We start from the raw sequence: 24,314 nt of genomic DNA, 5'->3' as shown, positions 1-24,314 counted from the left end.
TTAAAATAGTAAAAAACGAAAAACACTTTATGATTGTTAAGAAACATAGCAAAAAACTATTTATAAAACTCAAAACACCTACTATTATGCAATGGCGTATTTTACATCGTCAAACTTTTTGAACATACAATCGCATCCACTTTTACTACGAGATAAAATATGATACAATGATCTCCTATAAAAATTAAATATAAAGTGCTTTTTTTTGTAACAATATTAACATTTTTACTACTTATCATTAAAATACAGCCACTAACAAATCAAATCATAGTACATTATGAAACTAAAAATAACTAATTTAAGTAAGACCTATAAAAACGGCGTTAAAGCATTGGACAATCTAAATTTAGAAATTGGAACAGGAATGTTTGGATTATTAGGACCTAATGGTGCTGGAAAATCTTCCTTAATGCGAACGATTGCCACTTTACAAAAGCCTGATTCTGGAAGCATCGAGTTTGACGGCATCAACATTTTAAAAGACAATATGTCTTTACGAAAAATTTTAGGTTATTTACCACAAGAATTTGGCGTGTATCCCAACATGTCGGCTGAAAAATTATTGGACTATTTTTCTCGACTAAAAGGTATTTCTACTGCTTCCGATCGTAAGAAAATTATTAAAGAAGTATTGGAAGTTACCAATCTTTGGGACGTGCGTCATAAAAGTGTTTCTGGCTATTCTGGTGGAATGAAACAACGTTTTGGAATTGCACAATTGCTTTTAAACAATCCTAAATTAATTATTGTGGATGAACCAACCGCTGGTTTGGACCCTGCAGAACGCCATCGTTTTCTAAATGTTTTGCGCGAAATTGGAACCAACCATACCGTTATTTTTTCTACACACATTGTGGACGACGTGAAGGAATTGTGTCATGAATTGGCTATTTTAAACGGCGGTCAAATTCTCTACCGAGGAACTCCTGACGCTGCAGAAAAAGAATTGGAAGGCAAACTCTGGATGCGCATTGTAGAACGCGCCGATTTTGAAGCTTTCTCTTTAAAATATAATATTATTTCGTCTAATTACAACCAAGACAATACTTTAAACATACGCGTTCACAGTGAATTTCAACCGGATGAAACCTTTGTTTCTGCAAAACCAGGATTGGAAGACGTTTATTTTGTCGCACTTAAAAAAGAACTTGTATAATGCTAGCCACCATATTTTCATTCGAATTTAAAAGATGGTTCGGAAACATATCTTTTTATCTTTACTTTGCCTTATTCTTTGTAATTGCCTTTTTTATCATGGCTTCTGCAACGGGATACTTTGATTTTTTAGGAGCTACTACCGCTTCTAACACGATTGTCAATTCGCCAATCGCTATAAATGCCATTTTAAATGGATTGTCACAACTGGTGTATTTCATCATTCCAACCGTAATTGGTGCTACCGTTTACAGGGATTTTAAATACAATACACATACCATTTTATTTTCGTATCCGTTCAATAAATTTGATTATTTGGTCGGGAAGTTTTTGAGTGGTTTTTTAATCACCATCATCATTACCTTCAGTATTGGATTGGGCTTTTTATTGGCCACGGTTTTGCCTTTTGCTAATGAAAGTTTATTGGGTCCCATCAACATTTGGTCCTACTTTCAAGCGTATGTCATCTTTGTAATTCCTAATATTTTCTTTATTGGAACCATCATTTTTGCTTTGGTAACGCTTACGCGAAATGTATATATCGGTTTTATCTTTGTTATTTTATTGTTTATTATCCAAGCCTTGTTGGGGAATCTTACCAACGACATGGAAAATCAATACACGGCTGCCTTATTTGAACCGTACGGAATGAGTGCCTTAGAATACGTGACCAAATATTGGACTATCGAGGAGCAAAATATCAATAATATCCCTTTAGCAAAAATTATCCTTTACAACCGTTTGATCTGGATTGGTATTTCAATGCTGGTTTTTGTGGGCTTGTACTTTACATTTTCATTTACACATTCGCCTTTAACTTTTGGTCGAAAAAAGAAAGCTGAACGCATTGTAAAAAACAATTTTGGAAGCATAATTCATATTAATCTACCAAAAGTAAGTTTTGATTATTCCTTTATACAAAACCTAAAAACGGCTTGGAGCATTTCTAGTTTTGAGTTGCGATTGATTACTAGAAACTGGATTTTCATTACCATTGCAGCCATTCTCGTTCTTTTTGTACTGATTTCTGGCGCAACTTTAGGTCAAGAATTATTTGGAACTAGTACGTATCCGGTTACATGGAAAGTATTGGATTTATTGGGAGGTACATTTAATTTTTTCATTACGATACTGATCTTTTTGTTCTCGGGCTATTTAATTCAATTAGCGGTCACCAGTCGAATGAACAATTTGGTGGATTCTACGCCAATTCCAAACTGGACATTACTACTGTCTAAATTTTTGGCCCTATTGCGAATGACCATCGTCATTTTATTCCTAGGAATGATCTCTTGTATGCTGGTGCAAGTTTATTACGGTTATTACAACTTTGAAATCCTACATTATATAAAAGAACTCTTCGGATTCAAATTAATTAGTTTTATAATTTTAATTGGATTTTCGCTTTTTATCCAATCGTTTTTCAAAAATTATTTGGTAGGTTTCTTTGTGATTTTAGTATTGTTGCTAGCGCTTCCCGCAATTACTTCTTTGGGAATTGAACATCCTATCTTCAGATTTAACTCAAGTCAAGGCTATAGCTTTTCGGATATGGACCAATATGGAACGTTCCGCGGCTACTTTATTTATAAAATCTATTGGTTGCTTTTTATTGCCTTTTTGTACGGTATTACACTTTTGTTCTTCAGAAGAGGGATATTGTCTAGCGTTAAAGAACGTTTGCAAATTGCCGGAAGACGCATGAAACCTGCTATCTTGATTCCTTCCTTAATTGCTTTAGCGGCATTTGTTGGATTAGGAACGGTTATTTACCAACACGATACAGCAGAGGAGCCTTATTATTCCAGTCAAGAATTGGAGCTGCAGCGCGTGGATTTTGAAAAGAAATACAAGAAGTATCAGAATCATGCGCAACCTCGCATTGTAGATGTAAATGTAGCGATGAATATTTTTCCAAAAGAACGCAACTATGATGCAAGTGTGAAATACATTATGGTAAACAAATCCGAGACGAATATTGATTCGATCTTTATCAATCACGGTCGGAATTTAGAAACGATTTCTTTTGATGTAAAAAACCAATTGGTTTCTAACGATACCTTATATGATTTTGACATCTATAAACTGGACAAAGCTTTGCTTCCGGGAGACTCACTGGTTGTAAATTTTAAAGTTAAAAACAGTCCGAATACATTTTTAGAAGACAAATCGCCCGTTATTGAAAACGGGACATTTTTAAACAACAGTATGTTTCCTTCTTTTGGTTATTCTGCCGATTCAGAACTGAGCGATAATGAAGTACGTAAAAAGTACAACTTGCCTGCAAAAGAACGCATGGCGGCAACTGATGATTTAAAAGCGCGTCAAAACACGTACATTTCAGATAATGCCGATTGGATTACCTTTGAAACTACAGTGAGTACTTCTGATGATCAAATTGCCATTGCTCCAGGATACCTTCAAAAAGAATGGACCAAAGACGGAAGACGCTATTTCCATTATAAAATGGATAAAAAAATGCTGAATTTCTACGCCTTTAATTCCGGTAGATATGAAGTGCGAAAAGACAAGTGGAACAATGTAAATCTAGAAATTTACTACCACAAAGGTCACGAGTACAATTTGGACCGAATGATTGATGCCATGAAACGTTCGTTAACGTATTATTCAGAAAATTTCAGCCCGTACCAACATACGCAAGCTCGAATTATTGAATTTCCAAGAACGATGGGAACTTTTGCACAATCGTTTGCCAATACCATTCCGTTCTCTGAAGCGATTGGTTTTATTGCCAAAGTAGACGAAGAAGATCCCAATGCCGTGGATTATCCTTTCTCTGTAATTTCACATGAAATGGCGCACCAATGGTGGGCTCATCAAGTAATTGGTGCAAACGTAAAAGGAGCCACTTTAATGTCGGAATCACTTTCAGAATACAGTTCGCTTAAAGTTTTAGAGCAAAAGTATGGTAAAGCGCAAATGCGTCGCTTCTTGAAAGATGCACTTGACGGTTATTTACAAGGAAGAACTTTTGAATGGAAAAATGAAAATGCATTGATGTTTAATGAAAACCAACAGTACATTCATTACCAGAAAGGTTCATTAGTGCTTTATGCGATGAGTGATTACTTAGGCGAAAAGAATTTCAACAACATCTTAAAAGGATATGTAAAAGAGTACGCGTTTCAGGAAGCACCTTACACCAACTCGATTGAATTTGTACAGCACATCCGTCGCGGAACACCGGAGAAATACCAGTATTTAATAGACGACATGTTTGCAAACATAACTTTATACGACAACAAAGTTGAAAAAGTAACGTCAAAGAAATTGGCAGATGGAACGTACCAAGTGGACATCACATTCTTGGTTTCCAAATACCGATCTTCGGATAAAGGAAAGAAAATATTTACGGATGAAAAAGGTAAAACTTTGACCTATGATGGCAAACCTACCATCGAATCCTATCCTTTAAATGATTACATCGAAGTAGGTGTCTTTGGTGAAAAGATTAAAAAAGGAGCGTACGAGTTGGAAAATGAATTGTACAATGAGAAATATAAAATTGATAAAATCAGTAATAAAGTTTCCATAATTGTAAAAGAAAAACCAACAGAAGTGGGTGTTGATCCCTACAATAAATTAATAGACACTGATTCTAACGACAACCGTAAGAAGTTATAGTACCGTTATAATAGTAGCAACAAACCCTTCAAATGTATAATTTGAAGGGTTTGGTTTTAAAAGTAAAAAACCGTTTCAAAAAGATATTGAAACGGTTTTTATTATTTAATGCAGTTGTGATTTTACCACTTGTACATAATTCCAAATTGTGGTTGAGCAAAGATGTTTTCAAATAAATTTACATTCAATTCAAATTCGTTAACTGAGTCACCGTCTTCTGGAGATACACTGTTGTACGATAAAATATTTGCTAACGTAAATGTTGCAGCAAAGTTTTTAGTAAAGAAGTAGTTCAATCCTAAGTTAATATCAGCTGTTACACTGTTATCATTATCAATTGTAGTTCCAGCAAGTTTAGTTTTGTTTTTACCATATCCTAAGCCAGCTTCACCATATGCTTTAAATCGTTTACTATCTAACTCTAAGAAGTAGTAACGAGCAAAAGCACCAATTCCAAATACATCTGTTTTAATATCTGATGCATCATTTTCAAGACTTCCAAAAGAAGCTTGACCTCCAACGGCTACTTTAGGACTTAAGAAGTAACCAATTTTTGCGTTTACTGCGTAAGAATCTTCATCTCCACCCGTTGTAATTTTAAGACCCCCTTCTGCAAACATGTTACCTTGCTCGAAAGTCATCCCTTTAGACGAGTTCATTTCTTGATCCATGTCGCTGTTCATCGTGTTCACTTGTGCATTTGAATAGAAAAATGTGCAAATTAATGCAGCGGCTGTTAAAAATTTTGTTTTCATAGTGTTTTATTTTAAGGTTTAAAATTTGAATAATTACGGTCTGTAATTAAATCTTATACAAAACTATAAAATCTCAATAGCTCAATTCTTACAACATTTATCTAAAACCTTACCTCATTTAATAGTACGTCCGAAACTAAATCTTCACGGCAAGTTCCTATTTACTATGTTATCTTATCCAATGCAAATCAATAGCAGTTTGGAAATTAATAATTTAGAACGCTATAATCTATAAGTTCCTTCCCTTTAAAAACCACAATAAATAGTTTCCCATAATCATTCTCGTCTAGTGTGGTAAATTCATTTTTACCAATTAAAGTATTCACCATTTGCGGTATCGTATTAGAATGTCCCGCAATCAGCATTCTTTTGCCTTTACCCGCCAAGATCATTTCGGCAATACTGTTTTTGTCCGAAGGATTATACGTAAGCGCTTCTTTACCATTTGCCTTAGCAATTGGAGTAATCGTTTCTGTAGTTCTTTTATAAGGTGTGGTATAAAAAAGAGCAATAGGAGTATCCTTAAAGAGTTGCACCAAAGCTTCAGCTCTTTGTTTACCAATATCCGACAAGGATGGGTCTTTCGAATGGGCTTCGGCTTTCTCTGCGTGTCTGATGAGGATAATGGTGGAAACTTCGTTTTCTATACCGGGATTTAGTTTCTTGTTTTGTATTGTGTTTTGAGCGGTGGTATTGGTACTTAATAAAGAAAATATGCTGAGGAGGAGGAATAGTAGGGATTTCATGAGAACCAGATTTTGATTTTGACAAATGGATGAAAATTGCTTTTCGAGTCAGCTTGTGAAGAATATTCTCCGATGCGAAGGTTTATAAATTACTTACTTAAATCGAATTTGCAAATTTAATTTAAAGAATAATTCTCCATTCTCTCTATAAATTTCTCCATCATTGTTTAAATAAATTTACATAATGCCAATCTAAAAAATCTTTTGATGGTAAAAACTTATCAGGAAGAATAATTGATTGCTTTTGAAATTTTAAAAAAAAATCTCTGACTGCAAAATCATTTGAATAGTCATCAAAATATTTCGATACTAAAATCTTAAAATCTGGTGTAACTGTAATGAAACCTCGATCAAATGCTTTGTCATGAATTGAATTCAAACACAAACCGTTATGAGGATTTAATCTATTTAATTCATTTGCCTTCCAAGGAACAATGTGACTTGCCACTAAAAAATCTGGTATTGACAATCCAGTTATACAACATTTCTGATTATAGGATGAAAGAATAGTACTTCTGAAAAATGATTGATTTACTCTTATTTTTATTAGAGCTTCCCTCTCTTTCCCTACTGGCAAACTATCTAAATCAAATTCACCAATTTCTTCAAGGGACTTACTTTGAAATTGAGCTATAAGCATTTCGCTTTCAAATGCTAATCTTTCCCAGTTACCATTAAATTCATTCCAAATAATCTCATCAAGTTTACTTCCATTTCCTAATCCGACTATACCTTGCCTTTATAGGTCGGGGTCTAATCTTCCAAAATTTCCAACTTTCATATTTAGTGCCGAAGGACTTCGACCAATTATATTAGCATACTTTATGATAGTAGGATTTGTTTTACTACTACTTTTAAAAGGAATTTTGCAATATACATTGAAAGCTACAATAGTTTGTTCTCTTGTCCAATTATTACTTTTTACCATTTTCTGACTGTATCACTTCAAAATTAGAGACAGAATAATCAGCTAAAATTTCATTCAATAAATCTTTTGTTAAATCTGAACTTCCTGCGAGAATTGTTCTAAATATTTCAACTCTGTCATCAACAGATAATTTATTTAATTCATCATCATCCCGAAAGAATTTCATAAAATTTTCCCTTGTGATTTGTTGATAATTTTCCAATTCAAGCGATATTTTTTGCTTTCAGTTTCATTATTCTTCTTCAATCAATATTAAGTTGCTAAAGTACTAAATTTATAGAGATGCTTTTAGTTACTTTTTTATTCAGTTATTACATTTCGTCAATTTTCGGAGCGTTAAATCTAAATGCATTTATTGCAGCGGTATTCAAAATAACAGCATTTTCTTGTCCTAAATCTCAAAGTCCCAAGGCACTTACTCTTCTGCTAATTTAATTGTACAATTCTTTGCCCACAAGTAGAATATAATGATCTATTTAATTTATCATCACATTCCAAAATATTCGCAACGAAAATCCCACTTACATACTAGCATTTCACTAATTACTTTCCACTTTTAACGAATTGATTTCCAATAACTGTTAATTCATTTCTAATTTCCAAAAATTCAATTCCAACTTTTACGATTATATTTCTACCTATCGCGAAATCATAACTATATTTAACGAATTTGTTTCCACTATTGACGAAATTATTGATTACTTTTAAGTTATACAAATAACTTCCAACCAAGTACTTATGCTAACATTCAATTTACAACCCATATTTTCCGCAAGAGGAATCGAAAAACCCTTCAGCTTTCTAGTAAAAAACGGCTTCACACCACATTCTGCCCATAACATAATCAATTCTAAGAGTCACACCCTTCGTTTAGACCACGTCGAACTATTATGCGAACTATTGTTCTGCGAACCAAACGACCTTTTCCTCTGGACACCCTCAAAAAATAAAGTTATCCACGAAAACAACCCACTCAACAAGCTCCGTAATACCGCTGAAAGCAATCCCAACCTAAAAACAATCCTAGACACCTTGCCATACACCAAGTTGAAAGAATTATCAAACCAACTCAATGAATAAAAAAAACCCGAAAACTTTCGCCTCCGGGTTTATCTTACTACTTAATACTTCTATCTTAATACATTTCTTCGCTAAAATCTGTAACCAATACGCAAATGTAAATTAACTGCTGTTTCCCCTTCATTTTCGGCATATCCGGCACTTTTTGCAAAGTAGTACCTGTATCCAATCCCGAATCCCGTTTCGAAAGTAAAGTGATTTCCTATATTTCTTTTGATGCCCCAAGTAGGAATGACTGAAACTTGATTCACAACCCGTAAGTTGTCATAATTTGAAATCACAAACCAATCCGGATTGTAGCTTGTTTTTAAGGAAAGGAAATTTCCGCTATTTCCAGCAATAGTTTTTGATTTAGAAACGCGTTTGTCTAAATTATAATACCATCTTGGCTCCACAGTAATAACCGGAACCATTAGAAAACCCACTTTATCATAAAAAGTTCCTGCAAAAATGCCGCTATCAAGTCCCACTTCACTTCGCAAAGCTATCTGTTCCGATAATTTTGTTTCGTTGTGCAGCCAAACCCCTAAGAGTCCAGTTTGGATTCCATATGTAGTTTTTTCAACACTTGCGTTTTGAGCTTTTGCAATAAAAGTCAATCCGCATAACATTAAAGTCAATAGTGATTTTTTCATACATTTTTTAGTGTAAAAGAATAGCGTTGCTGGACATGTAGAACTTTTTTTGCATCTATAAAAAGCTCTTGCTTTCCAATACTTTTTTATCGCATCGTTTGATACCTATCTAAAATTTCCGCTCGTAAATATATGTAATTATCCCTACAATTCACACCATAAAAAAACCCGAAAACTTTCGCCTCCGGGTTCATCTTAATACTTGATACTTCTATCTTAATACTTTAATCATTCAACTTCAACACCGCCATAAAAGCTTCTTGCGGAATCTCCACATTACCCACTTGTCTCATACGTTTTTTACCTTTCTTCTGTTTTTCCAGAAGTTTACGCTTACGCGAAATATCTCCACCATAACATTTAGCGGTAACGTCTTTACGTAAGGCTTTAATAGTTTCACGTGCGATAATTTTAGCACCAATTGCCGCTTGAATCGGAATATCAAATTGTTGACGCGGAATCAATTCTTTCAACTTCTCACACATTTTCTTACCAATATGAAACGCATTGTCTTCGTGAATCAACGCTGAAAGTGCATCAATACTTGTCGCATTTAGCAATACATCTAAACGTACCAACTTAGACGTTCGCATTCCAATAGGAGAATAATCAAAAGACGCATATCCTTTAGAAACTGTTTTCAATCGGTCGTAAAAGTCAAAAACAATTTCCGCCAAAGGCATATCAAAAGTCAACTCCACACGTTCGGTAGTCAAATACGTTTGATTGGTAATCAATCCCCTTTTTTCAATACACAAACTCATTACATTTCCCACATAATCTGCTTTTGTAATAATCGTAGCTTTGATGTAAGGCTCTTCCACACGGTCCAATTTAGAAGGTTCCGGTAAATCAGTTGGATTATTTACCACAAACGCTGTTTCAGGGTCTTTTTTAGTGTAGGCAAAATAGGAAACGTTGGGAACCGTAGTAATTACCGTCATATCAAATTCACGTTCCAATCGCTCCTGGATAATTTCCATGTGCAACATTCCTAAGAATCCACAACGGAAACCAAATCCTAAAGCCGCCGAACTTTCTGGCAAAAATACCAGCGAAGCATCGTTCAACTGTAATTTCTCCATCGAAGAACGCAAATCTTCGTAATCTTCTGTATCTACTGGGTAAATTCCCGCAAAAACCATTGGTTTTACATCCTCAAAACCCTTAATCATATTCGTTGTTGGCGTTTTAGCATCGGTAACGGTATCACCTACTTTTACTTCTTTTGCCTCTTTGATACCTGAAATCAAATATCCCACATCTCCTGTAGAAATCACTTGCTTCGGAACTTGGTTCAACTTTAAAGTACCAATTTCATCAGCATAATATTCATTTCCAGTCGCCATGAATTTAATCTTCTGCCCTTTCTTGATTTCACCATTTTTCACACGAAAAATAACTTCAATACCACGAAACGGATTGTAATGCGAATCAAAAATCAAAGCCTGCAAAGGTTCGTCCACATTCCCTTTTGGTGGTGGAATCTTTTCAATAATCGCTGCCAAAATATTCTCCACACCAAAACCAGTTTTACCCGAAGCGTGTATAATATCCTCTAATTTGCAACCCAATAAATCAATAATATCGTCACTCACTTCCTCAGGATTCGCACTTGGCAAATCCACTTTATTCAAAACCGGAATAATTTCCAAGTCATTTTCTAAAGCCAAATAAAGATTAGAAATCGTTTGTGCCTGAATACTTTGAGCCGCATCCACAATCAAAAGCGCTCCTTCACAAGCAGCAATAGAACGGGAAACTTCGTAAGAAAAATCCACGTGTCCGGGAGTATCAATCAAGTTCAGGATATATTCCTCACCCTTGTAGGTATATTCCATCTGAATCGCGTGACTCTTTATGGTAATCCCACGTTCGCGTTCCAAGTCCATATTGTCTAGCAATTGAGCTTTTTCTTCACGAGCGGTAACGGTTTGAGTTGCACCAAGAAGTCTATCGGCAAGCGTACTTTTCCCGTGGTCAATATGGGCAATAATGCAAAAATTTCTAATTTTCTTCATCTACAATTGTTCTATTTTGTTCAAGAAACTACTATGTTTCTTCAGTCATTTCTTTATTTATCAATAATTTGGGCGTTCCCCAAGGGTCAGGCTGTTCACTCCCAATCTTTATGTCCCGAACAACGGGCCATAAAGGATTTCCGCTTCCATCCCTAACGCAAACTTGTTTGTAACCCCGCTCATTTCATTTTCAAAACAAGCTAAGTTTCCACAATCCGCAAAGATAGGAGATTAGACCTTAACTTGAAACGCTTGTAATCAAATAGTAAAAGATAATTTTTGAGGAGAATTTTTAATAGATTTCTTTATATTTGTCTACTTACATGTAATGAGTCAATAATGGAATTTGGATATAAGAAAAGTAAAATATTAGGAGATTTATTGTTTGGATTTCTTTTTTTAATCTTTACCATTTTTATTTCTATTATGATTTTACAAACCATGATTATTAATTGGAATAAATCTGACACACAGCAAATTTTGTTTTCAATAATTTCAATAATTTTGTTTTCGTTTTTAACTTATCTTATATTAAGAACTGCATTTATTCGCAATAGTTACTACAGACACAATTTAAAAGTAGAAATAAAAATCGATGCTCAAAAAAAGAAAATAGTAGTAATCAATAAATTGAATTTATCTGAAACCGAAATACAATTTGATGAAATAGAATCAGTCGAATTGTATTATTCTTGGAACACTAATACTTTTTCTTCTGATTTAGGATACAGTAAATTGAATCTCTTTAATAATGAACGCTCAATAATTATTACTCAAAATAATTTGAATCAAAGTATAATTCATAAAATACTGAAAAATAAAGTAGTTAAAAATAAATCGAACTTTACGAATTCTTTAAAACTGTAAAATACACTTTTAAAAAATACTAATTATTATTCTGTTACAATACCCTTCACAACCCCTTTGCGTCTTCGCGACTTTGCGAGAAAACTAATCTTCTTTCCACAAAGAAATAAGCATCCCAAATAAAAGCTTAAACAACTATTAAAGTTCTAAAAACTATAGATCACAACCATTTAATTCGCGTATTTTTACACACCCAAATTTATTTCAACACGTGGATTACGATAGAGTTAAAGAAAAATTAGAAATTCTTGCAGATGCTGCAAAGTACGACGTGTCTTGCTCTTCGAGTGGTAGTAACCGTAAGAATAAAGACAAAGGTTTAGGCGATGCTTCTTCGTCAGGAATTTGCCACACTTATACTGAAGACGGAAGATGTGTCTCTTTACTCAAAATTTTACTCACTAATTTCTGCATTTACGACTGTGCTTATTGCGTCACCCGAAAAAGCAATGACATTCAACGCGCTGCTTTTACCGTGGAGGAAGTCGTAGATTTAACCATGAATTTCTACCGTAGAAATTATATCGAAGGATTGTTCCTAAGTTCCGGTATTTTCAAAAATGCCGATTATACGATGGAACGTTTGGTTCGAGTGGCAAAAAAGTTGCGTTTGGAACATAATTTTAATGGTTACATTCATTTGAAAAGTATTCCCGGAGCTAGTGACGAATTAATGCGTGAAGCCGGATTGTATGCCGACAGATTAAGCATGAATCTAGAAATCCCCACGGAAAGTGGTTTAAAATTATTGGCTCCCGACAAAGACCACCAACAAATGATTAAACCAATGGGTTTTGTCAAAAATGAAATCAGTTTATACAAAGACGAACGGAAGAAGTTCAAGTCGACCCCAAAGTTTGCACCAGCTGGGCAAAGTACCCAAATGATTGTGGGTGCCAGTCCCGAAACCGATTTGCAAATTATTCAAGTCGCCGACCATTTTTACAAAAACTTCAGCATGAAACGCGTGTATTATTCGGGCTATGTTCCCGTTTCTAATGACGCAAGATTACCTGGATTGGGGTCGCAAGTTCCGCTTGTTCGAGAAAACCGTTTGTACCAAGCCGATTGGTTGATGCGTTTTTATGGATTCAAAGCCAATGAAATTTTAGCCAAGAACAATCCATTTCTTGACTTGGAAGTCGACCCGAAATTAGGTTGGGCTTTACGAAACATCACTGATTTTCCTGTAACGTTGCAAACCGCTTCTTTAGAAATGATTCTTCGTGTTCCCGGAATTGGTGTAAAATCAGCTTACAAAATTGTGAATGCTAGAAAGTTTCAAAACCTAACTTTAGAGCATTTGCAAAAAATGGGCGTTGCAACTAATCGGGCAAAATATTTTATTGTTGTGGCAAATTCCAACAAGAACTTGGTCCACTTAGATTCCGTGCATTTGAAAAGTCTGATTGTTGGCGATACCAAAAGCAAATTCGAAAATCCATTCAGCAACCAAACTTCCCTTTTGAATGACGATACTTTTTTACGATAAAACATTCGAAGGATTTTTGACGGCGGTTTTTGAAGTTTTTGAATTCAAGTACCAAGACGTTCAGATTGTCCATGAAGGGACTTTTCAAAACTCCTTCTTTGCCGAACCTATTGAAATCATCACCAATCCCGAGAAATCCGACCGCGTTTTAAAGAAGTTGGAAAATCAATTGGGGAAAAGTGGTATTCAGCAAATGCTGTATACTTTTCTCTCCGAAGATGCTTCTCGCGAGATGATTTTATTGCAAGTCATTACGTATGCTGTAGAAAATCCAAGTAAAGACATTCTTAAAGATTATGCGAATCCTTTCGTGATGCAACTCTCAAAATGGGTCAAAAGCGTCAACCGCGAACGCCACAGAATGAAAGCGTTCATTCGTTTTGAACTATTGAAAGACGGCATTTACTTTGCTGAAATTTTTCCAGACTTTGACGTGTTGACTTTAATCATTACCCATTTCAAAAACCGTTACCAAGACCAAAAATGGTTGATTTATGATTCCAAAAGAGGTTATGGCGTGTATTATGATTTGAATGTAGTGGAAATTATAACTTTAGATGATACGAGTGTTTTTGGCGGAAGCCAAAAGAACGATATGTTGCACGACATCGAAATCAATTACCAAAAATTATGGATTGAATATTTTGACCACACCAATATTAAGGAACGCAAAAACGACAAATTGCATAAGCAACATGTACCAAAAAGGTATTGGAAGTATTTGACGGAGAAGAAAATATTGTAGGCGTCGGTTTTGAACCATTAAGGAATTAAGAAATTTAAGTGGGTTTTAAATACAAGACTGGTTTTGTATAATGATTTCTATTAGTTTCAAACGCTTTGCGAACTTTTAAATACTTTCCACAACTATCATTCTAATAAACTTTGCGAACCTTGCGGTAAAACTTAATGAGACTTAATATCTTAATGGTTCAAAGAATTAAACGGTGATGAAACTTATAAATTTTAAAATTGTAAATTTGCACCCAAAATGCACTAAATGGTCAAGATAGGCAACATAGAATTACCGGATTTCCCTTTATTATTAGCTCCAATGGAAGACGTAAGCGACCCGCCGTTTCGCAGGTTGTGCAAACAGCATGGAGCTGATTTGATGTATTCGGAATTTATTTCTTCAGAAGGATTGATTCGGGATGCGATAAAAAGTCGGCAGAAGTTGGACATTTTTGATTACGAAAGACCTGTTGGAATTCAGATTTTTGGTGGTGATGAAGAAGCGATGGCGATGTCGGCAAAAATTGTGGAAACGGTTAATCCCGATTTGATTGATATTAATTTTGGTTGTCCTGTTAAAAAAGTGGTTTGCAAAGGAGCTGGAGCGGGCGTTTTAAAAGACGTAGACTTAATGGTTCGTTTGACAAAAGCAGTTATTCGAAGTACTTCTCTACCCGTAACTGTAAAAACCCGATTGGGTTGGGATGAAAATTCTATTAATATTGATGAGGTTGCCGAACGTTTGCAAGATATTGGAGTGCAAGCTTTAACGGTTCATGCAAGAACGAGAGCTCAAATGTACAAAGGACATTCGGATTGGAGTCACGTGGAACGAATCAAAAATAATCCTCGAATTACGATGCCAATTTTTGGAAACGGCGATATTGATTCTGCTGAAAAAGCATTGGAATACAAAAACAAATACGGTTTGGACGGCATGATGATAGGTCGTGCAGCAATTGGGTATCCATGGATTTTTAATGAAATCAAGCATTTCTTTGAAACGGGAACGCACTTGCCAAAACCTACAATTAGTCAACGTGTAGAAGCTGCAAAAAATCATTTGCAATGGGCTATGGATTGGAAAGGCGAGAAACTAGGAATTTTAGAAACACGTCGTCATTATACAAATTACTTTAAAGGACTTCCCAACTTTAAGGAGCATCGAATGAAAATGGTTTCAAGTGAAGACCCTGAATTTATCTTTGAAACTTTTGCTGAGGTATTAGGGATTTACGAAGGAATCGAATTGGTATAGAAACTGAAATAAATTCAGTTTGACAAATTTTTCTCCCGCAGCTTTCGGTTTATTAAACAATAAATGAAATTGCTTCGTTCCTCGCAATGACTTATGCACGTCATTGCGAGGAACGAAGCAATCTCATAAAATATACTTTTATAAATTATGAAACCAGGCTTTATTTATATCATAACCAACTCTAATAATACTACATTATATATTGGTGTAACTTCAAATTTGCCCCAGAGAATTTTAGAGCATAAGGAAAAACTTTATCCAAATTCATTTTCAGCAAGATACAATTTAAATAAATTGGTGTATTTCGATCAGTTCCAAATGATTGGAGATGCTATTGCTAGAGAAAAGCAATTAAAAGGTGGTTCGCGACTTGCAAAATTCACGCTGATTGAAAAGACAAATCCTTTATGGAATGATTTGTTTGATGAAATAAAAGATATAATGATTATATAAGACACCACGATAGTTTAGCAATCAGCAATTGAGATTGCTTCGTTCCTCGCAATGACGTACACACGATTTGCAAAATTCACGTTGATTGAAAATACAAATCCTTTATGGAATGATTTGTTTGATGAAATAAAAGATATAATGATTATATAAGACACCACGATAGTTTAGCAATCAGCAATTGAGATTGCTTCGTTCCTCGCAATGACGTACACACGACTTGCAAAATTCACGTTGATTGAAAAGACAAATCCTTTATGGAATGATTTGTTTGATGAAATAAAAAATATAATGATTATATAAGACACCACGATAGTTTAGCAATCAGCAATTGAGATTGATTCGTACCTCGCAATGACTATTATAGCGTTCTTTCTTGTATTAGGGATGGAAGCGGAGCTCTTAATTGCTTTGTAGAAAGCAATTAAAGCGGGAGTGTACAGCCCGGGTCCGGAGTTTTTACGAAGGACAACACCCAAAAAATGACGCAGAGAAGCTGAAATAAATTCAGCGTGACAAATAAAAGGTTTCGGACTTTTATAAAATAAAAAAGGCGGAAATGAATCCACCTTTTTTGCCCCAAATCTACCATAAACTTAACCTACTAATATTATGGTAGTGTAAATATATACTGTTGTATTTCATTCTACAACAAAATCAGATGAACTGCTCATTTATCCGATGAATTGTCCATTTAGTGTTAATAAGCTCTAGCGTCGTTACCTTCATAGAAATTAATAAACGCACGATTCACCACTCTGTTTCCACCTGGCGTTGGATAGTCTCCTGTAAAATACCAGTCGCCCAGATTTTTTGGACAAGCAACGTGCAAGTTTTCAACTGTTTGAAAAATAATCTTAATTTTTGCATTAACTTCTGGCGAACCTAACATTTCTGCAATTTTATCTGAAATTTCCTGAGGCTCAAATGGCGCATAAATTTCGGTAACAAAATTCACTACTTCACTGTCTTGCAAACCTTCTTGGCTTTTACATTTTTTATACACTTCGTCCACGATGTGAAACATATCACGTTCCTTAAGTAATGCTAAAGTTGCTTTGAATGCTACCAATCCTTCCAATTTTGCCATGTCAATTCCGTAACAATCTGGGTAACGAATTTGTGGTGCTGAAGAAACAATTACGATACTTTTGGGCTTCAAACGGTCCATCATTTTGATGATACTCATTTTTAAAGTCGTTCCACGAACAATACTATCGTCAATAATAACTAAATTATCTTCGGGCTTAATTACGCCATATGTTACATCGTAAACGTGCGCCACTAAGTCATCACGACTACTATCTTCCGTAATAAATGTACGAAGTTTGGCATCTTTAATAGCCACTTTCTCTGTACGGATTTTAACTTCAAGAAGTTCTTGTAAAGACTCTTTCGTAAGTTTATTTCTGTTTTTTAGTATGTAATTATTCTTTCTTTGGTTTAAAAAGTCTTGAGCCGCTTCGACTAATCCGTAAAAAGAAGTTTCTGCTGTATTTGGAATATAAGAGAAAACTGTGTTATCTGTATCGCTGTCAATAGCTTCTAAAACGGCTGGAAGAATTAGTCTTCCTAGCATTTTACGTTCTTGGTATATTTCGGCATCACTTCCTCTTGAGAAATAAATGCGTTCAAAAGAACACGCTTTTTTGGCAACAGGAGTTATGATTTCCTCTTCGGTAACCGTTCCATTTTTCTTGATAATTAAAGCATGACCGGGTTGCAATTCCTTTATTTGCTCAAAATCAAGATTAAACGCCGTCTGAATAACTGGGCGTTCCGAAGCTACCACTACAATTTCGTCATCTTCGTAGAAATAGGCTGGTCGAATTCCTGCCGGATCTCTAAAGACAAATGCATCACCGTGACCAAAAAGTCCCGCCATAGCATAACCGCCGTCCCAACCTTTGGATGCTCGTTTTAAAATTTTCTTTACGTCCAATCGTTCTGCAATAACAGGCGAAGCTTCTCTTTTGGAAAGTCCTTCGTTCTTGCACTGAAAGTACAAATCCGTCACCTCATCGTCCAAGAAATGTCCAATTTTTTCCATAACAGTTACGGTATCGGCCAACTCTTTTGGATGTTGCCCCAACTCCACTAAACTGTTGAAAAGTTCGTTAACGTTGGTCATGTTAAAGTTTCCAGCAACAATAAGATTTCTGTGCATCCAATTGTTCTGACGTAAAAATGGATGTACGCTTTCAATACTATTTTTACCAAAAGTACCGTAACGCACATGACCTAAAAACAGCTCTCCCACATAAGGAAGGTGTTTTTTTTGCAAAGCAATATCGTTTGCATACTCTGGATGTTCTTTTAATTCTTCACTGATTCGTCCGTTTATTTGGGTAAAAACATCTTGAATGGCGTGTTGGTCGTTGGATCGCACCCGGCTGATGTAGCGTTCTCCAGGTTCAACATCCAATTTGATGCTTGCAAAACCGGCTCCGTCTTGTCCACGGTTGTGCTGCTTTTCCATCAACAAATACATTTTCTGTATCGCGTAGAACGCCGTCCCGTATTTTTCCTTATAAAACTCGAGTGGTTTTTTTAATCGTAAAAGTGCAATTCCACATTCGTGTTTAATTGAGTCGCTCATTGTAATGTTGTTGTGTTGTTGTGTTGTTGTTGTTGTTGTCGGGACAAGTGGCGACTTGTCCGTACTGTTGTTTATTCTATAAAAAACGCCCCGTTTCCGAGGCGTATTTATTTATTGTAATTCTATATCAAACTGCGTTAATGCTTTGAATTGTTTCAAGCGGTCAATCACTTCATCATGTTTCAAGTGTTCCATTCGTTCTGTTCCAAATTTCTCTACACAGAACGAAGCTAGATTTGAACCATAGATTACTGCATTTTTCATGTTTTCAAACGAAATGTTTTCGCTTTGCGTAATAAATCCTGCAAAACCTCCTGCAAAAGTATCTCCCGCTCCAGTTGGATCAAAGACTTCTTCCAACGGTAAAGCTGGTGCAAAGAACACTTCTTTTCCTTGGAAAATTAACGCTCCGTGTTCTCCTTTTTTAATCACCACATATTTTGGTCCCATGGTATGGATTTTAGCAGCCGCTTTCACTAACGAATATTCGCCTGATAATTGACGGGCTTCTTCATCATTAATCGTGATGACATCCACTCTTTTAATAACGTCCATTAATTCAGGTAAAGCACAATCCATCCAGAAATTCATCGTGTCTAAAACTACTAGTTTAGGCTGCGTTGTCATTTGGTCTAACACACTGCTTTGAACCATTGGGTGTAAATTTCCCAACATAACTACGTCAGCATCTTTGAAATCCTGAGGTACTTTAGGTTGAAAATCAGCTAAAACATTAAGCTCTGTAGCCAATGTATCGCGAGAATTTAAATCGTTATGGTATTTTCCACTCCAAAAGAATGTCTTTCCACCTTCAACAATTTCCAAACCAGAAATATCGATGTTTTTACTAGTCAATAAATCCAAATGTTCTTGAGGAAAATCATCACCAACAACCGATACGATTGCTGATTTCAAATTAAAAAAGGAAGCGGAAAGTCCGATGTAAGTAGCAGCTCCACCTAATATTTTATCTGTTTTTCCAAAAGGTGTTTCGATGGCATCGAAAGCAACTGTACCGACAATCAACAATTTATTCATTTGTGTAATTTTGAATTAAGTTGCAAAGATACTTTATAAGTTATAAAGTTGCAAAATTTTAGAATTGTAAAATACAAATCGGTTTGCGTGCAAAAGTAATAAGTCGAATTTGTAAATTTGTACCTATGAGCAAACTTTTAACTCTTATAATTATTCTATATACAATCACTTCTTGTCAAAAGAAAGAACAAAATTTTTCTGATACGATGTTAGAAAAATTAAATATTGACACCAATGAAATTCCTTCACAATATGGTATTGACTTATACTTGAAAACTGATGATAATCGAATATTTCTGACTAATAACAACTACCTCTTTACGATGTATCAAAAACATTATAAGAAGGAATTTCCCACATTTAAAGCATTCTTAACCGAAATATTGAACAATGATTACATTATCAATACCCCTGAAATAAAAAATTTTATTTATGATAGTTCTAAATTGAATTCAAAGATAAATGAAGAATATGCAGAACTTGGTTTTGAAGCTTTATTTAAAAAATACGCTAGTGAAATTAGTAGCGGAAATATTAGACTCAACAAGTCTTTAATATCAGAAGATGAATATTTGACTGTTGGTTATCTCTTTTATATAAATAATTTTGACATCTCGAGAGATGATTACATTGGAATAGATTACGTCGTGAGACGAGAAAAGACGTTTGAATAATCAAAACAACTTCCCTTGCTCCTTTTCATAAAAAGCATCTACGTTCAAGTTCTTGGATTCTGCAGCAAAAACGGCCAATTGATCACATCGCTCGTTTTGCGGATGACTGTTATGTCCTTTTACCCATTTAAAATCGACTTGATGCTGGCGGTAAATTTTCAAAAAACGTTTCCATAAGTCTGGATTTTTTTTTCCCACAAAGCCTTTTTTTTCCCAACCGAATACCCATTTTTTTACCACCGAATCTATGACGTACTTGGAATCAGAAGTAACTAAAACACTCATGTTTGGATTTTTAAGCTTTTCCAAAGCTACAATAACAGCCAGAAGTTCCATTCGATTGTTAGTTGTATACCGGAAACCTTCATAAAATTCTTTTTTATGAGGCGTTCCTACCAGTTCCATGACCACGCCATAACCGCCGTTTCCGGGATTCCCTTTTGCCGCTCCATCGGTATAGATATGTACTTGATATGTTTTCAACTTATAACTTTTGAAGAAGTTGTGCTATAACCTGTGGAAAATATTCTTGTTCCAACTGGTGGACTTTATCGGCCACTTCTTCGGGAGTACTGCATTTTTCGATAGAAGTTGTTTTTTGAAAAATTATTTGTCCTTCATCATAATTCGCTGTAACATAATGAATTGTGATACCTGTTTCCGCCTCCTTATTTTCCAAAATCGTTCGATGCACGTTCATACCGTACATTCCTTTGCCACCGTACTTTGGCAACAATGCGGGATGAATGTTAACGGTGTTGGGAAATTCCTGAATTATGCGTGTTGGAAATTGCAATAGAAAACCTGCTAAGACAATCAGATCAGGCTCATAGAATTTAATTTTATCTAAGACTACATCTGAATGAAGTGCTTCTTTTGAAAAGACATAAGTGGCCACATTTAAACCTTTCGACCGCTCTAAAACTTTAGCATTAGGGTTGTTACAAAAAACTGCTGTAATTTCAGCGGTGTTTTGATCTTGAAAATAACGAATAATATTTTCAACATTAGTACCCGAACCCGAAGCAAAAAGAAGTATTTTTTTCATCATGAATAGTATTGTCACGCAAAAAAAAGAATAATATTTGAGAATAAGTCGATTTTGAACTGCTTTATAGAATAAATTTTATAATTTAGTATTTATATTTACAAACAAATGGATGGTTATAAGATAAAGTTTTTTATTTTTGCCAATCAATTAAATTTAAAATTAAAGATTATGTCAGACATTGCATCAAGAGTAAAAGCGATTATCGTAGACAAATTAGGCGTTGACGAGAACGAAGTTGTATTAGAAGCAAGCTTCACAAATGATTTAGGAGCTGATTCATTAGACACTGTTGAGCTTATTATGGAGTTCGAAAAAGAATTTGACATTCAAATTCCAGACGACCAAGCAGAAAACATCGCTACTGTTGGTCAAGCTATTTCTTACATTGAAGAAGCTAAAAAATAATAATTTACGTCTGGATTACTAGTAGTCCAGACGTTTTTTATTTTTCTGTGAAAAATTAAGCATAGGTAAAGCAATTTGCCATTTGCAACTATAAAAGTAGCGTTTAATACCTTTGTCTTTTTTATGATTTCCATAGAAGAACACAGGTATTATTTGTTTTAGTACAAAATTAAATAATTACGTATGGAATTAAAGCGCGTTGTGGTTACGGGTTTAGGTGCTCTTACTCCGATAGGAAATTCAGTAGAAGAATACTGGGATGCCTTATTGAGTGGTAAAAGCGGTGCTGCTCCAATAACTTATTATGATACTGAAAAGCATAAAACGAAATTTGCTTGTGAAGTGAAAAACTTCAATATTGAGGACTACATGGATCGTAAAGAATCACGTAGGCTTGATAAATTTGCACAATATGCAATTGCAGCAAGTGACGAAGCTATTAAAGACGCTGGATTGACACTTGAAAATGCTGATAAGGAACGTATTGGTGTTATTTGGGGTGCGGGAATCGGTGGATTAGAAACTTTCCAAAATGAAGTGATGTATTACGCTCAAGGCGATGGTACACCAAGATTTAATCCGTTTTTTATCCCTAAAATGATTGCCGATATTGCTCCAGCTCATATTTCTATGAGAAATGGTTATATGGGACCCAATTATACAACAGTTTCAGCGTGTGCCTCATCGGCAAATGCTTTAATTGACGCATTTAACTACATTCGTTTAGGTATGTGTGATGTAATTGTTTCAGGAGGTTCTGAAGCAGCGGTTACTATAGCAGGTATGGGTGGATTTAATTCTATGCATGCTTTATCCACTAGAAACGAAAGTCCAGAAACGGCTTCTAGACCATTTGACGCCAATCGCGACGGATTTGTTTTAGGAGAAGGTGCTGGTGCATTGGTTTTAGAAGAATATGAACATGCAAAAGCGCGTGGTGCAAAAATATATTGTGAAGTTGGAGGTGGCGGAATGTCATCAGATGCTTACCATTTAACTGCTCCACATCCGGAAGGAATTGGCGTAATTGCGGTAATGAAAAACACGTTGCGTGATGCGGGAATGACTCCTGATCAAATTGATCACATCAATACACACGGAACTTCAACTCCATTAGGAGATGTAGCAGAATTGAAAGCAATCACAGCTGTTTTTGGCGATCATGCAAAGAAAATCAATATCAATTCTACGAAATCGATGACTGGACATTTACTTGGTGCTGCAGGTGCGATTGAAGCAATTGCTTCCATTCTTGCTATGAAACACAGTATTGTTCCTCCAACGATTAACCATACTACCGTAGATCCAAACATTGATCCTACTTTGAATTTGACTTTGAACACACCTCAAAAAAGAGAAGTTAATGTTGCCATGAGTAACACTTTTGGTTTTGGAGGACATAATGCGTGCGTTTTATTTAAAAAATTAGTAGACTAATTTAGCATGAGCATTTTTAAAAAAATATTTTCAAAATCCCGTGCTCAAGAAGGCGGGATTTTTTTTGATACTATATCAAAAATGGTTGGATTCAAACCTGACGTGCTCGACTATTACGAAAGAGCTTTTACACATCGTTCATTGAACAAAATGGATGCTAATGGAAATCCTATAAGTTATGAACGTTTAGAATTTCTTGGCGATGCCATGCTGAGTTCTGTTATTGCTGCGTATTTATTTTTAGAAGTTCCAGCAGGCGACGAAGGCTACTTGACTAAAATGCGCTCAAAAATTGTGAGCAGAGAGCACCTGAACGAGTTGGGTCGGGATTTGAATTTAATTCAATTTGTAGAAAGTAAAGTTCCCGTACAGCATTTTGGCGACAATATCCATGGAAATATCTTTGAAGCGCTAGTAGGTGCTATTTATTTGGACAAAGGCTATTTGACTTGCGAAAAATTTATTCAGAAAAAAGTCATTACTCCTTATGTAGACATTTCAAGATTGGAAGGAAAAGTAATCAGCTATAAAAGTTTGATTATTGAATGGTGCCAGAAAGAAAAAAAGTCTTTCAACTTTGATATTTTTGAAGACAATGACAGTTCAGGCGAACGTTTATTTGGCGTCAAGCTGAGTATAGATGACAAAGTAATTTCAAAAGCGCGCGCCAGTTCGAAGAAAAAAGCTGAGGAAAAAGCGTCCCAAAGAGCCTACTTTGCTTTGCAAGAAAAAATGTTAGTAAAGTAAGTCAGTTGACGAGCCTATAACGTTTTCGTTAATAAATTATCGTTAAGATACCGCTTGAAACTATTATTTCAAGTCTATAAATCTTATATTTACATCTTATTTGGAAAAATAATGACGGTCCGTAAATTGTCTTTGAGTGATTTTGATGCGATTGATTATGAATTAATTGCCCTCCATACTTCTTTAGAAGATTATCGCTTAGCGTATTTCCTTAATCGAAATCTCCCCATTCTTTTAAGCAAAAGCAATGAATTTGTTGAATTTAAAACTTCAAATGGTGTAGCTTTTTTTTCAAAGTTTTCTTACGTAAAAGAAGAGGCCGATGAGGCATGGACTTTAATTGAAAATAAAGATGAAGTAGAAGCACTTGATCGTAATTCTGTTACTGATTTATTTTCCGAGAAACATGAAAAAATAACGACTCATATTTATTTGCTGCCTGAGTTAAAGAAAGTCAATTATTTTCTAAAAATAAAAAATAGTCTTTTAGACGCACAAGAGATCGTATCACAATTAAATGCGATAACACAAATTTCTACCGCTTATTTGGTAGATGTAACTCCATTAAAATCAAAAAACAATTTAATTTTTTAACC

The 24,314-nt window shown here is 35.1% G+C and carries 23 protein-coding genes; 13 read left to right on the top strand and 10 right to left on the bottom strand.

Features of this window, described 5'->3' with window-relative positions; all coding sequences use genetic code 11:
* The first annotated feature begins 277 nt into the window (after nucleotides 1–277).
* Together H602_RS0116570 and H602_RS0116565 are read left to right on the top strand one after the other, a co-directional pair.
* Nucleotides 278–1,156 (top strand): ABC transporter ATP-binding protein, encoded by an 879-nt coding sequence (locus H602_RS0116570; protein ID WP_026979022.1) that lies wholly within the window; start codon nucleotides 278–280, stop codon nucleotides 1,154–1,156.
* Entirely contained in the window at nucleotides 1,156–4,800 is a 3,645-nt protein-coding gene (locus H602_RS0116565) for an ABC transporter permease/M1 family aminopeptidase (RefSeq protein ID WP_026979021.1), read from the top strand. The genes H602_RS0116570 and H602_RS0116565 overlap by 1 nt, the downstream gene beginning before the upstream one ends.
* A gap of 122 nt (nucleotides 4,801–4,922) precedes the next feature.
* Here H602_RS0116565 and H602_RS0116560 read toward each other — a convergent pair whose 3' ends face one another.
* The 4 genes from H602_RS0116560 to H602_RS0116545 form a co-directional block, all read right to left on the bottom strand.
* A complete protein-coding gene (locus H602_RS0116560; protein ID WP_026979020.1) occupies nucleotides 4,923–5,555 on the bottom strand; it encodes an outer membrane beta-barrel protein in 633 nt (210 codons plus the stop codon).
* Between the two features lie 206 nt (nucleotides 5,556–5,761).
* Complete coding sequence (locus H602_RS19075) at nucleotides 5,762–6,301, bottom strand: SixA phosphatase family protein (RefSeq protein WP_051224616.1); 540 nt, start codon at nucleotides 6,299–6,301, stop codon at nucleotides 5,762–5,764.
* A gap of 160 nt (nucleotides 6,302–6,461) precedes the next feature.
* The gene (locus H602_RS20250; RefSeq protein ID WP_211224097.1) at nucleotides 6,462–6,941 is read right to left on the bottom strand and encodes an HNH endonuclease; all 480 of its coding nucleotides are present in this window, start codon (nucleotides 6,939–6,941) and stop codon (nucleotides 6,462–6,464) included.
* 274 nt (nucleotides 6,942–7,215) lie between these two features.
* Complete coding sequence (locus H602_RS0116545; RefSeq protein WP_051224613.1) at nucleotides 7,216–7,431, bottom strand: hypothetical protein; 216 nt, start codon at nucleotides 7,429–7,431, stop codon at nucleotides 7,216–7,218.
* Between the two features lie 536 nt (nucleotides 7,432–7,967).
* Here H602_RS0116545 and H602_RS20555 point away from each other — a divergent pair.
* On the top strand, nucleotides 7,968–8,309 hold the full coding sequence (locus H602_RS20555) for a helix-turn-helix domain-containing protein (protein ID WP_157505138.1): 342 nt from the start codon (nucleotides 7,968–7,970) through the stop codon (nucleotides 8,307–8,309).
* 71 nt (nucleotides 8,310–8,380) lie between these two features.
* On the opposite strand, the gene H602_RS0116535 is transcribed toward H602_RS20555, so the two are convergent.
* Together H602_RS0116535 and lepA are read right to left on the bottom strand one after the other, a co-directional pair.
* Nucleotides 8,381–8,944, bottom strand: coding sequence for a hypothetical protein (locus H602_RS0116535; RefSeq protein WP_026979017.1), 564 nt, complete (start codon nucleotides 8,942–8,944; stop codon nucleotides 8,381–8,383).
* A gap of 224 nt (nucleotides 8,945–9,168) precedes the next feature.
* Nucleotides 9,169–10,965: a translation elongation factor 4 gene (gene lepA / locus H602_RS0116530; protein WP_026979016.1), complete on the bottom strand. Its 1,797-nt coding sequence runs from the start codon at nucleotides 10,963–10,965 to the stop codon at nucleotides 9,169–9,171.
* Between the two features lie 339 nt (nucleotides 10,966–11,304).
* Here lepA and H602_RS0116525 point away from each other — a divergent pair, with 339 nt between their 5' ends.
* From H602_RS0116525 to H602_RS0116505, 5 genes are all read left to right on the top strand, one after another.
* Nucleotides 11,305–11,832 carry a hypothetical protein gene (locus H602_RS0116525; RefSeq protein ID WP_026979015.1) on the top strand — a complete coding sequence of 176 codons (528 nt, stop codon included), beginning with the start codon at nucleotides 11,305–11,307 and terminating at the stop codon, nucleotides 11,830–11,832.
* A 211-nt stretch (nucleotides 11,833–12,043) separates the two neighbouring features.
* Nucleotides 12,044–13,324, top strand: a complete 1,281-nt coding sequence (locus H602_RS0116520) for a putative DNA modification/repair radical SAM protein (RefSeq protein ID WP_026979014.1) — start codon at nucleotides 12,044–12,046, stop codon at nucleotides 13,322–13,324.
* The gene (locus H602_RS0116515) at nucleotides 13,302–14,069 is read left to right on the top strand and encodes a TIGR03915 family putative DNA repair protein (RefSeq protein ID WP_026979013.1); all 768 of its coding nucleotides are present in this window, start codon (nucleotides 13,302–13,304) and stop codon (nucleotides 14,067–14,069) included. Before H602_RS0116520 ends, H602_RS0116515 begins: the two co-directional genes overlap by 23 nt.
* 255 nt (nucleotides 14,070–14,324) lie before the next feature.
* Nucleotides 14,325–15,317 (top strand): tRNA dihydrouridine synthase DusB, encoded by a 993-nt coding sequence (dusB, locus tag H602_RS0116510; RefSeq protein WP_026979012.1) that lies wholly within the window; start codon nucleotides 14,325–14,327, stop codon nucleotides 15,315–15,317.
* Between the two features lie 147 nt (nucleotides 15,318–15,464).
* The gene (locus H602_RS0116505) at nucleotides 15,465–15,770 is read left to right on the top strand and encodes a GIY-YIG nuclease family protein (protein WP_026979011.1); all 306 of its coding nucleotides are present in this window, start codon (nucleotides 15,465–15,467) and stop codon (nucleotides 15,768–15,770) included.
* Nucleotides 15,771–16,467: 697 nt separating this feature from the next.
* Here H602_RS0116505 and H602_RS0116500 read toward each other — a convergent pair.
* Together H602_RS0116500 and H602_RS0116495 are read right to left on the bottom strand one after the other, a co-directional pair.
* Nucleotides 16,468–18,366: an amidophosphoribosyltransferase gene (locus H602_RS0116500; protein ID WP_026979010.1), complete on the bottom strand. Its 1,899-nt coding sequence runs from the start codon at nucleotides 18,364–18,366 to the stop codon at nucleotides 16,468–16,470.
* A 111-nt stretch (nucleotides 18,367–18,477) separates the two neighbouring features.
* Nucleotides 18,478–19,404 (bottom strand): PfkB family carbohydrate kinase, encoded by a 927-nt coding sequence (locus tag H602_RS0116495; protein ID WP_026979009.1) that lies wholly within the window; start codon nucleotides 19,402–19,404, stop codon nucleotides 18,478–18,480.
* A gap of 125 nt (nucleotides 19,405–19,529) precedes the next feature.
* Here H602_RS0116495 and H602_RS0116490 point away from each other — a divergent pair, with 125 nt between their 5' ends.
* The gene (locus H602_RS0116490; protein ID WP_026979008.1) at nucleotides 19,530–20,078 is read left to right on the top strand and encodes a hypothetical protein; all 549 of its coding nucleotides are present in this window, start codon (nucleotides 19,530–19,532) and stop codon (nucleotides 20,076–20,078) included.
* Here H602_RS0116490 and rnhA read toward each other — a convergent pair whose 3' ends face one another.
* A complete protein-coding gene (gene rnhA, locus H602_RS0116485; RefSeq protein WP_026979007.1) occupies nucleotides 20,079–20,561 on the bottom strand; it encodes a ribonuclease HI in 483 nt (160 codons plus the stop codon).
* Between the two features lies 1 nt (nucleotide 20,562).
* A complete protein-coding gene (purN, locus tag H602_RS0116480; RefSeq protein WP_342663510.1) occupies nucleotides 20,563–21,129 on the bottom strand; it encodes a phosphoribosylglycinamide formyltransferase in 567 nt (188 codons plus the stop codon).
* Between the two features lie 168 nt (nucleotides 21,130–21,297).
* Here purN and H602_RS0116475 point away from each other — a divergent pair, with 168 nt between their 5' ends.
* The 4 genes from H602_RS0116475 to H602_RS0116455 all read left to right on the top strand — a co-directional run bounded on the left by H602_RS0116475 (nucleotide 21,298) and on the right by H602_RS0116455 (nucleotide 24,312).
* Nucleotides 21,298–21,534, top strand: coding sequence for an acyl carrier protein (locus H602_RS0116475; RefSeq protein WP_014082856.1), 237 nt, complete (start codon nucleotides 21,298–21,300; stop codon nucleotides 21,532–21,534).
* 183 nt (nucleotides 21,535–21,717) lie between these two features.
* Nucleotides 21,718–22,971, top strand: coding sequence for a beta-ketoacyl-ACP synthase II (gene fabF, locus H602_RS0116465; protein ID WP_026979005.1), 1,254 nt, complete (start codon nucleotides 21,718–21,720; stop codon nucleotides 22,969–22,971).
* 6 nt (nucleotides 22,972–22,977) lie between these two features.
* A complete protein-coding gene (locus H602_RS0116460) occupies nucleotides 22,978–23,718 on the top strand; it encodes a ribonuclease III family protein (protein ID WP_026979004.1) in 741 nt (246 codons plus the stop codon).
* 132 nt (nucleotides 23,719–23,850) lie between these two features.
* Nucleotides 23,851–24,312 carry an IPExxxVDY family protein gene (locus H602_RS0116455; RefSeq protein ID WP_245574960.1) on the top strand — a complete coding sequence of 154 codons (462 nt, stop codon included), beginning with the start codon at nucleotides 23,851–23,853 and terminating at the stop codon, nucleotides 24,310–24,312.
* Nucleotides 24,313–24,314: the final 2 nt, after the last annotated feature.

The sequence above is a fragment of the Flavobacterium tegetincola DSM 22377 genome (assembly GCF_000425485.1).
GTDB classification, from domain to species: Bacteria; Bacteroidota; Bacteroidia; order Flavobacteriales; family Flavobacteriaceae; genus Flavobacterium; species Flavobacterium tegetincola.
The sequence above is the reverse complement of the archived record's forward strand: the minus strand, read 5'-3'. Positions and strand labels throughout refer to the sequence as shown.

Coding starts and splice junctions, on each gene's coding strand:
- H602_RS0116570 (WP_026979022.1), top strand. CDS start 278: ATGAAACTAAAAATAACTAATTTAAGTAAGACCTATAAAAACGGCGTT.
- H602_RS0116565 (WP_026979021.1), top strand. CDS start 1,156: ATGCTAGCCACCATATTTTCATTCGAATTTAAAAGATGGTTCGGAAAC.
- H602_RS0116560 (WP_026979020.1), bottom strand. CDS start 5,555: ATGAAAACAAAATTTTTAACAGCCGCTGCATTAATTTGCACATTTTTC.
- H602_RS19075 (WP_051224616.1), bottom strand. CDS start 6,301: ATGAAATCCCTACTATTCCTCCTCCTCAGCATATTTTCTTTATTAAGT.
- H602_RS20250 (WP_211224097.1), bottom strand. CDS start 6,941: ATGCTTATAGCTCAATTTCAAAGTAAGTCCCTTGAAGAAATTGGTGAA.
- H602_RS20555 (WP_157505138.1), top strand. CDS start 7,968: ATGCTAACATTCAATTTACAACCCATATTTTCCGCAAGAGGAATCGAA.
- H602_RS0116535 (WP_026979017.1), bottom strand. CDS start 8,944: ATGAAAAAATCACTATTGACTTTAATGTTATGCGGATTGACTTTTATT.
- lepA (WP_026979016.1), bottom strand. CDS start 10,965: ATGAAGAAAATTAGAAATTTTTGCATTATTGCCCATATTGACCACGGG.
- H602_RS0116525 (WP_026979015.1), top strand. CDS start 11,305: ATGGAATTTGGATATAAGAAAAGTAAAATATTAGGAGATTTATTGTTT.
- H602_RS0116515 (WP_026979013.1), top strand. CDS start 13,302: ATGACGATACTTTTTTACGATAAAACATTCGAAGGATTTTTGACGGCG.
- dusB (WP_026979012.1), top strand. CDS start 14,325: ATGGTCAAGATAGGCAACATAGAATTACCGGATTTCCCTTTATTATTA.
- H602_RS0116505 (WP_026979011.1), top strand. CDS start 15,465: ATGAAACCAGGCTTTATTTATATCATAACCAACTCTAATAATACTACA.
- H602_RS0116500 (WP_026979010.1), bottom strand. CDS start 18,366: ATGAGCGACTCAATTAAACACGAATGTGGAATTGCACTTTTACGATTA.
- H602_RS0116495 (WP_026979009.1), bottom strand. CDS start 19,404: ATGAATAAATTGTTGATTGTCGGTACAGTTGCTTTCGATGCCATCGAA.
- H602_RS0116490 (WP_026979008.1), top strand. CDS start 19,530: ATGAGCAAACTTTTAACTCTTATAATTATTCTATATACAATCACTTCT.
- purN (WP_342663510.1), bottom strand. CDS start 21,129: ATGATGAAAAAAATACTTCTTTTTGCTTCGGGTTCGGGTACTAATGTT.
- H602_RS0116475 (WP_014082856.1), top strand. CDS start 21,298: ATGTCAGACATTGCATCAAGAGTAAAAGCGATTATCGTAGACAAATTA.
- fabF (WP_026979005.1), top strand. CDS start 21,718: ATGGAATTAAAGCGCGTTGTGGTTACGGGTTTAGGTGCTCTTACTCCG.
- H602_RS0116460 (WP_026979004.1), top strand. CDS start 22,978: ATGAGCATTTTTAAAAAAATATTTTCAAAATCCCGTGCTCAAGAAGGC.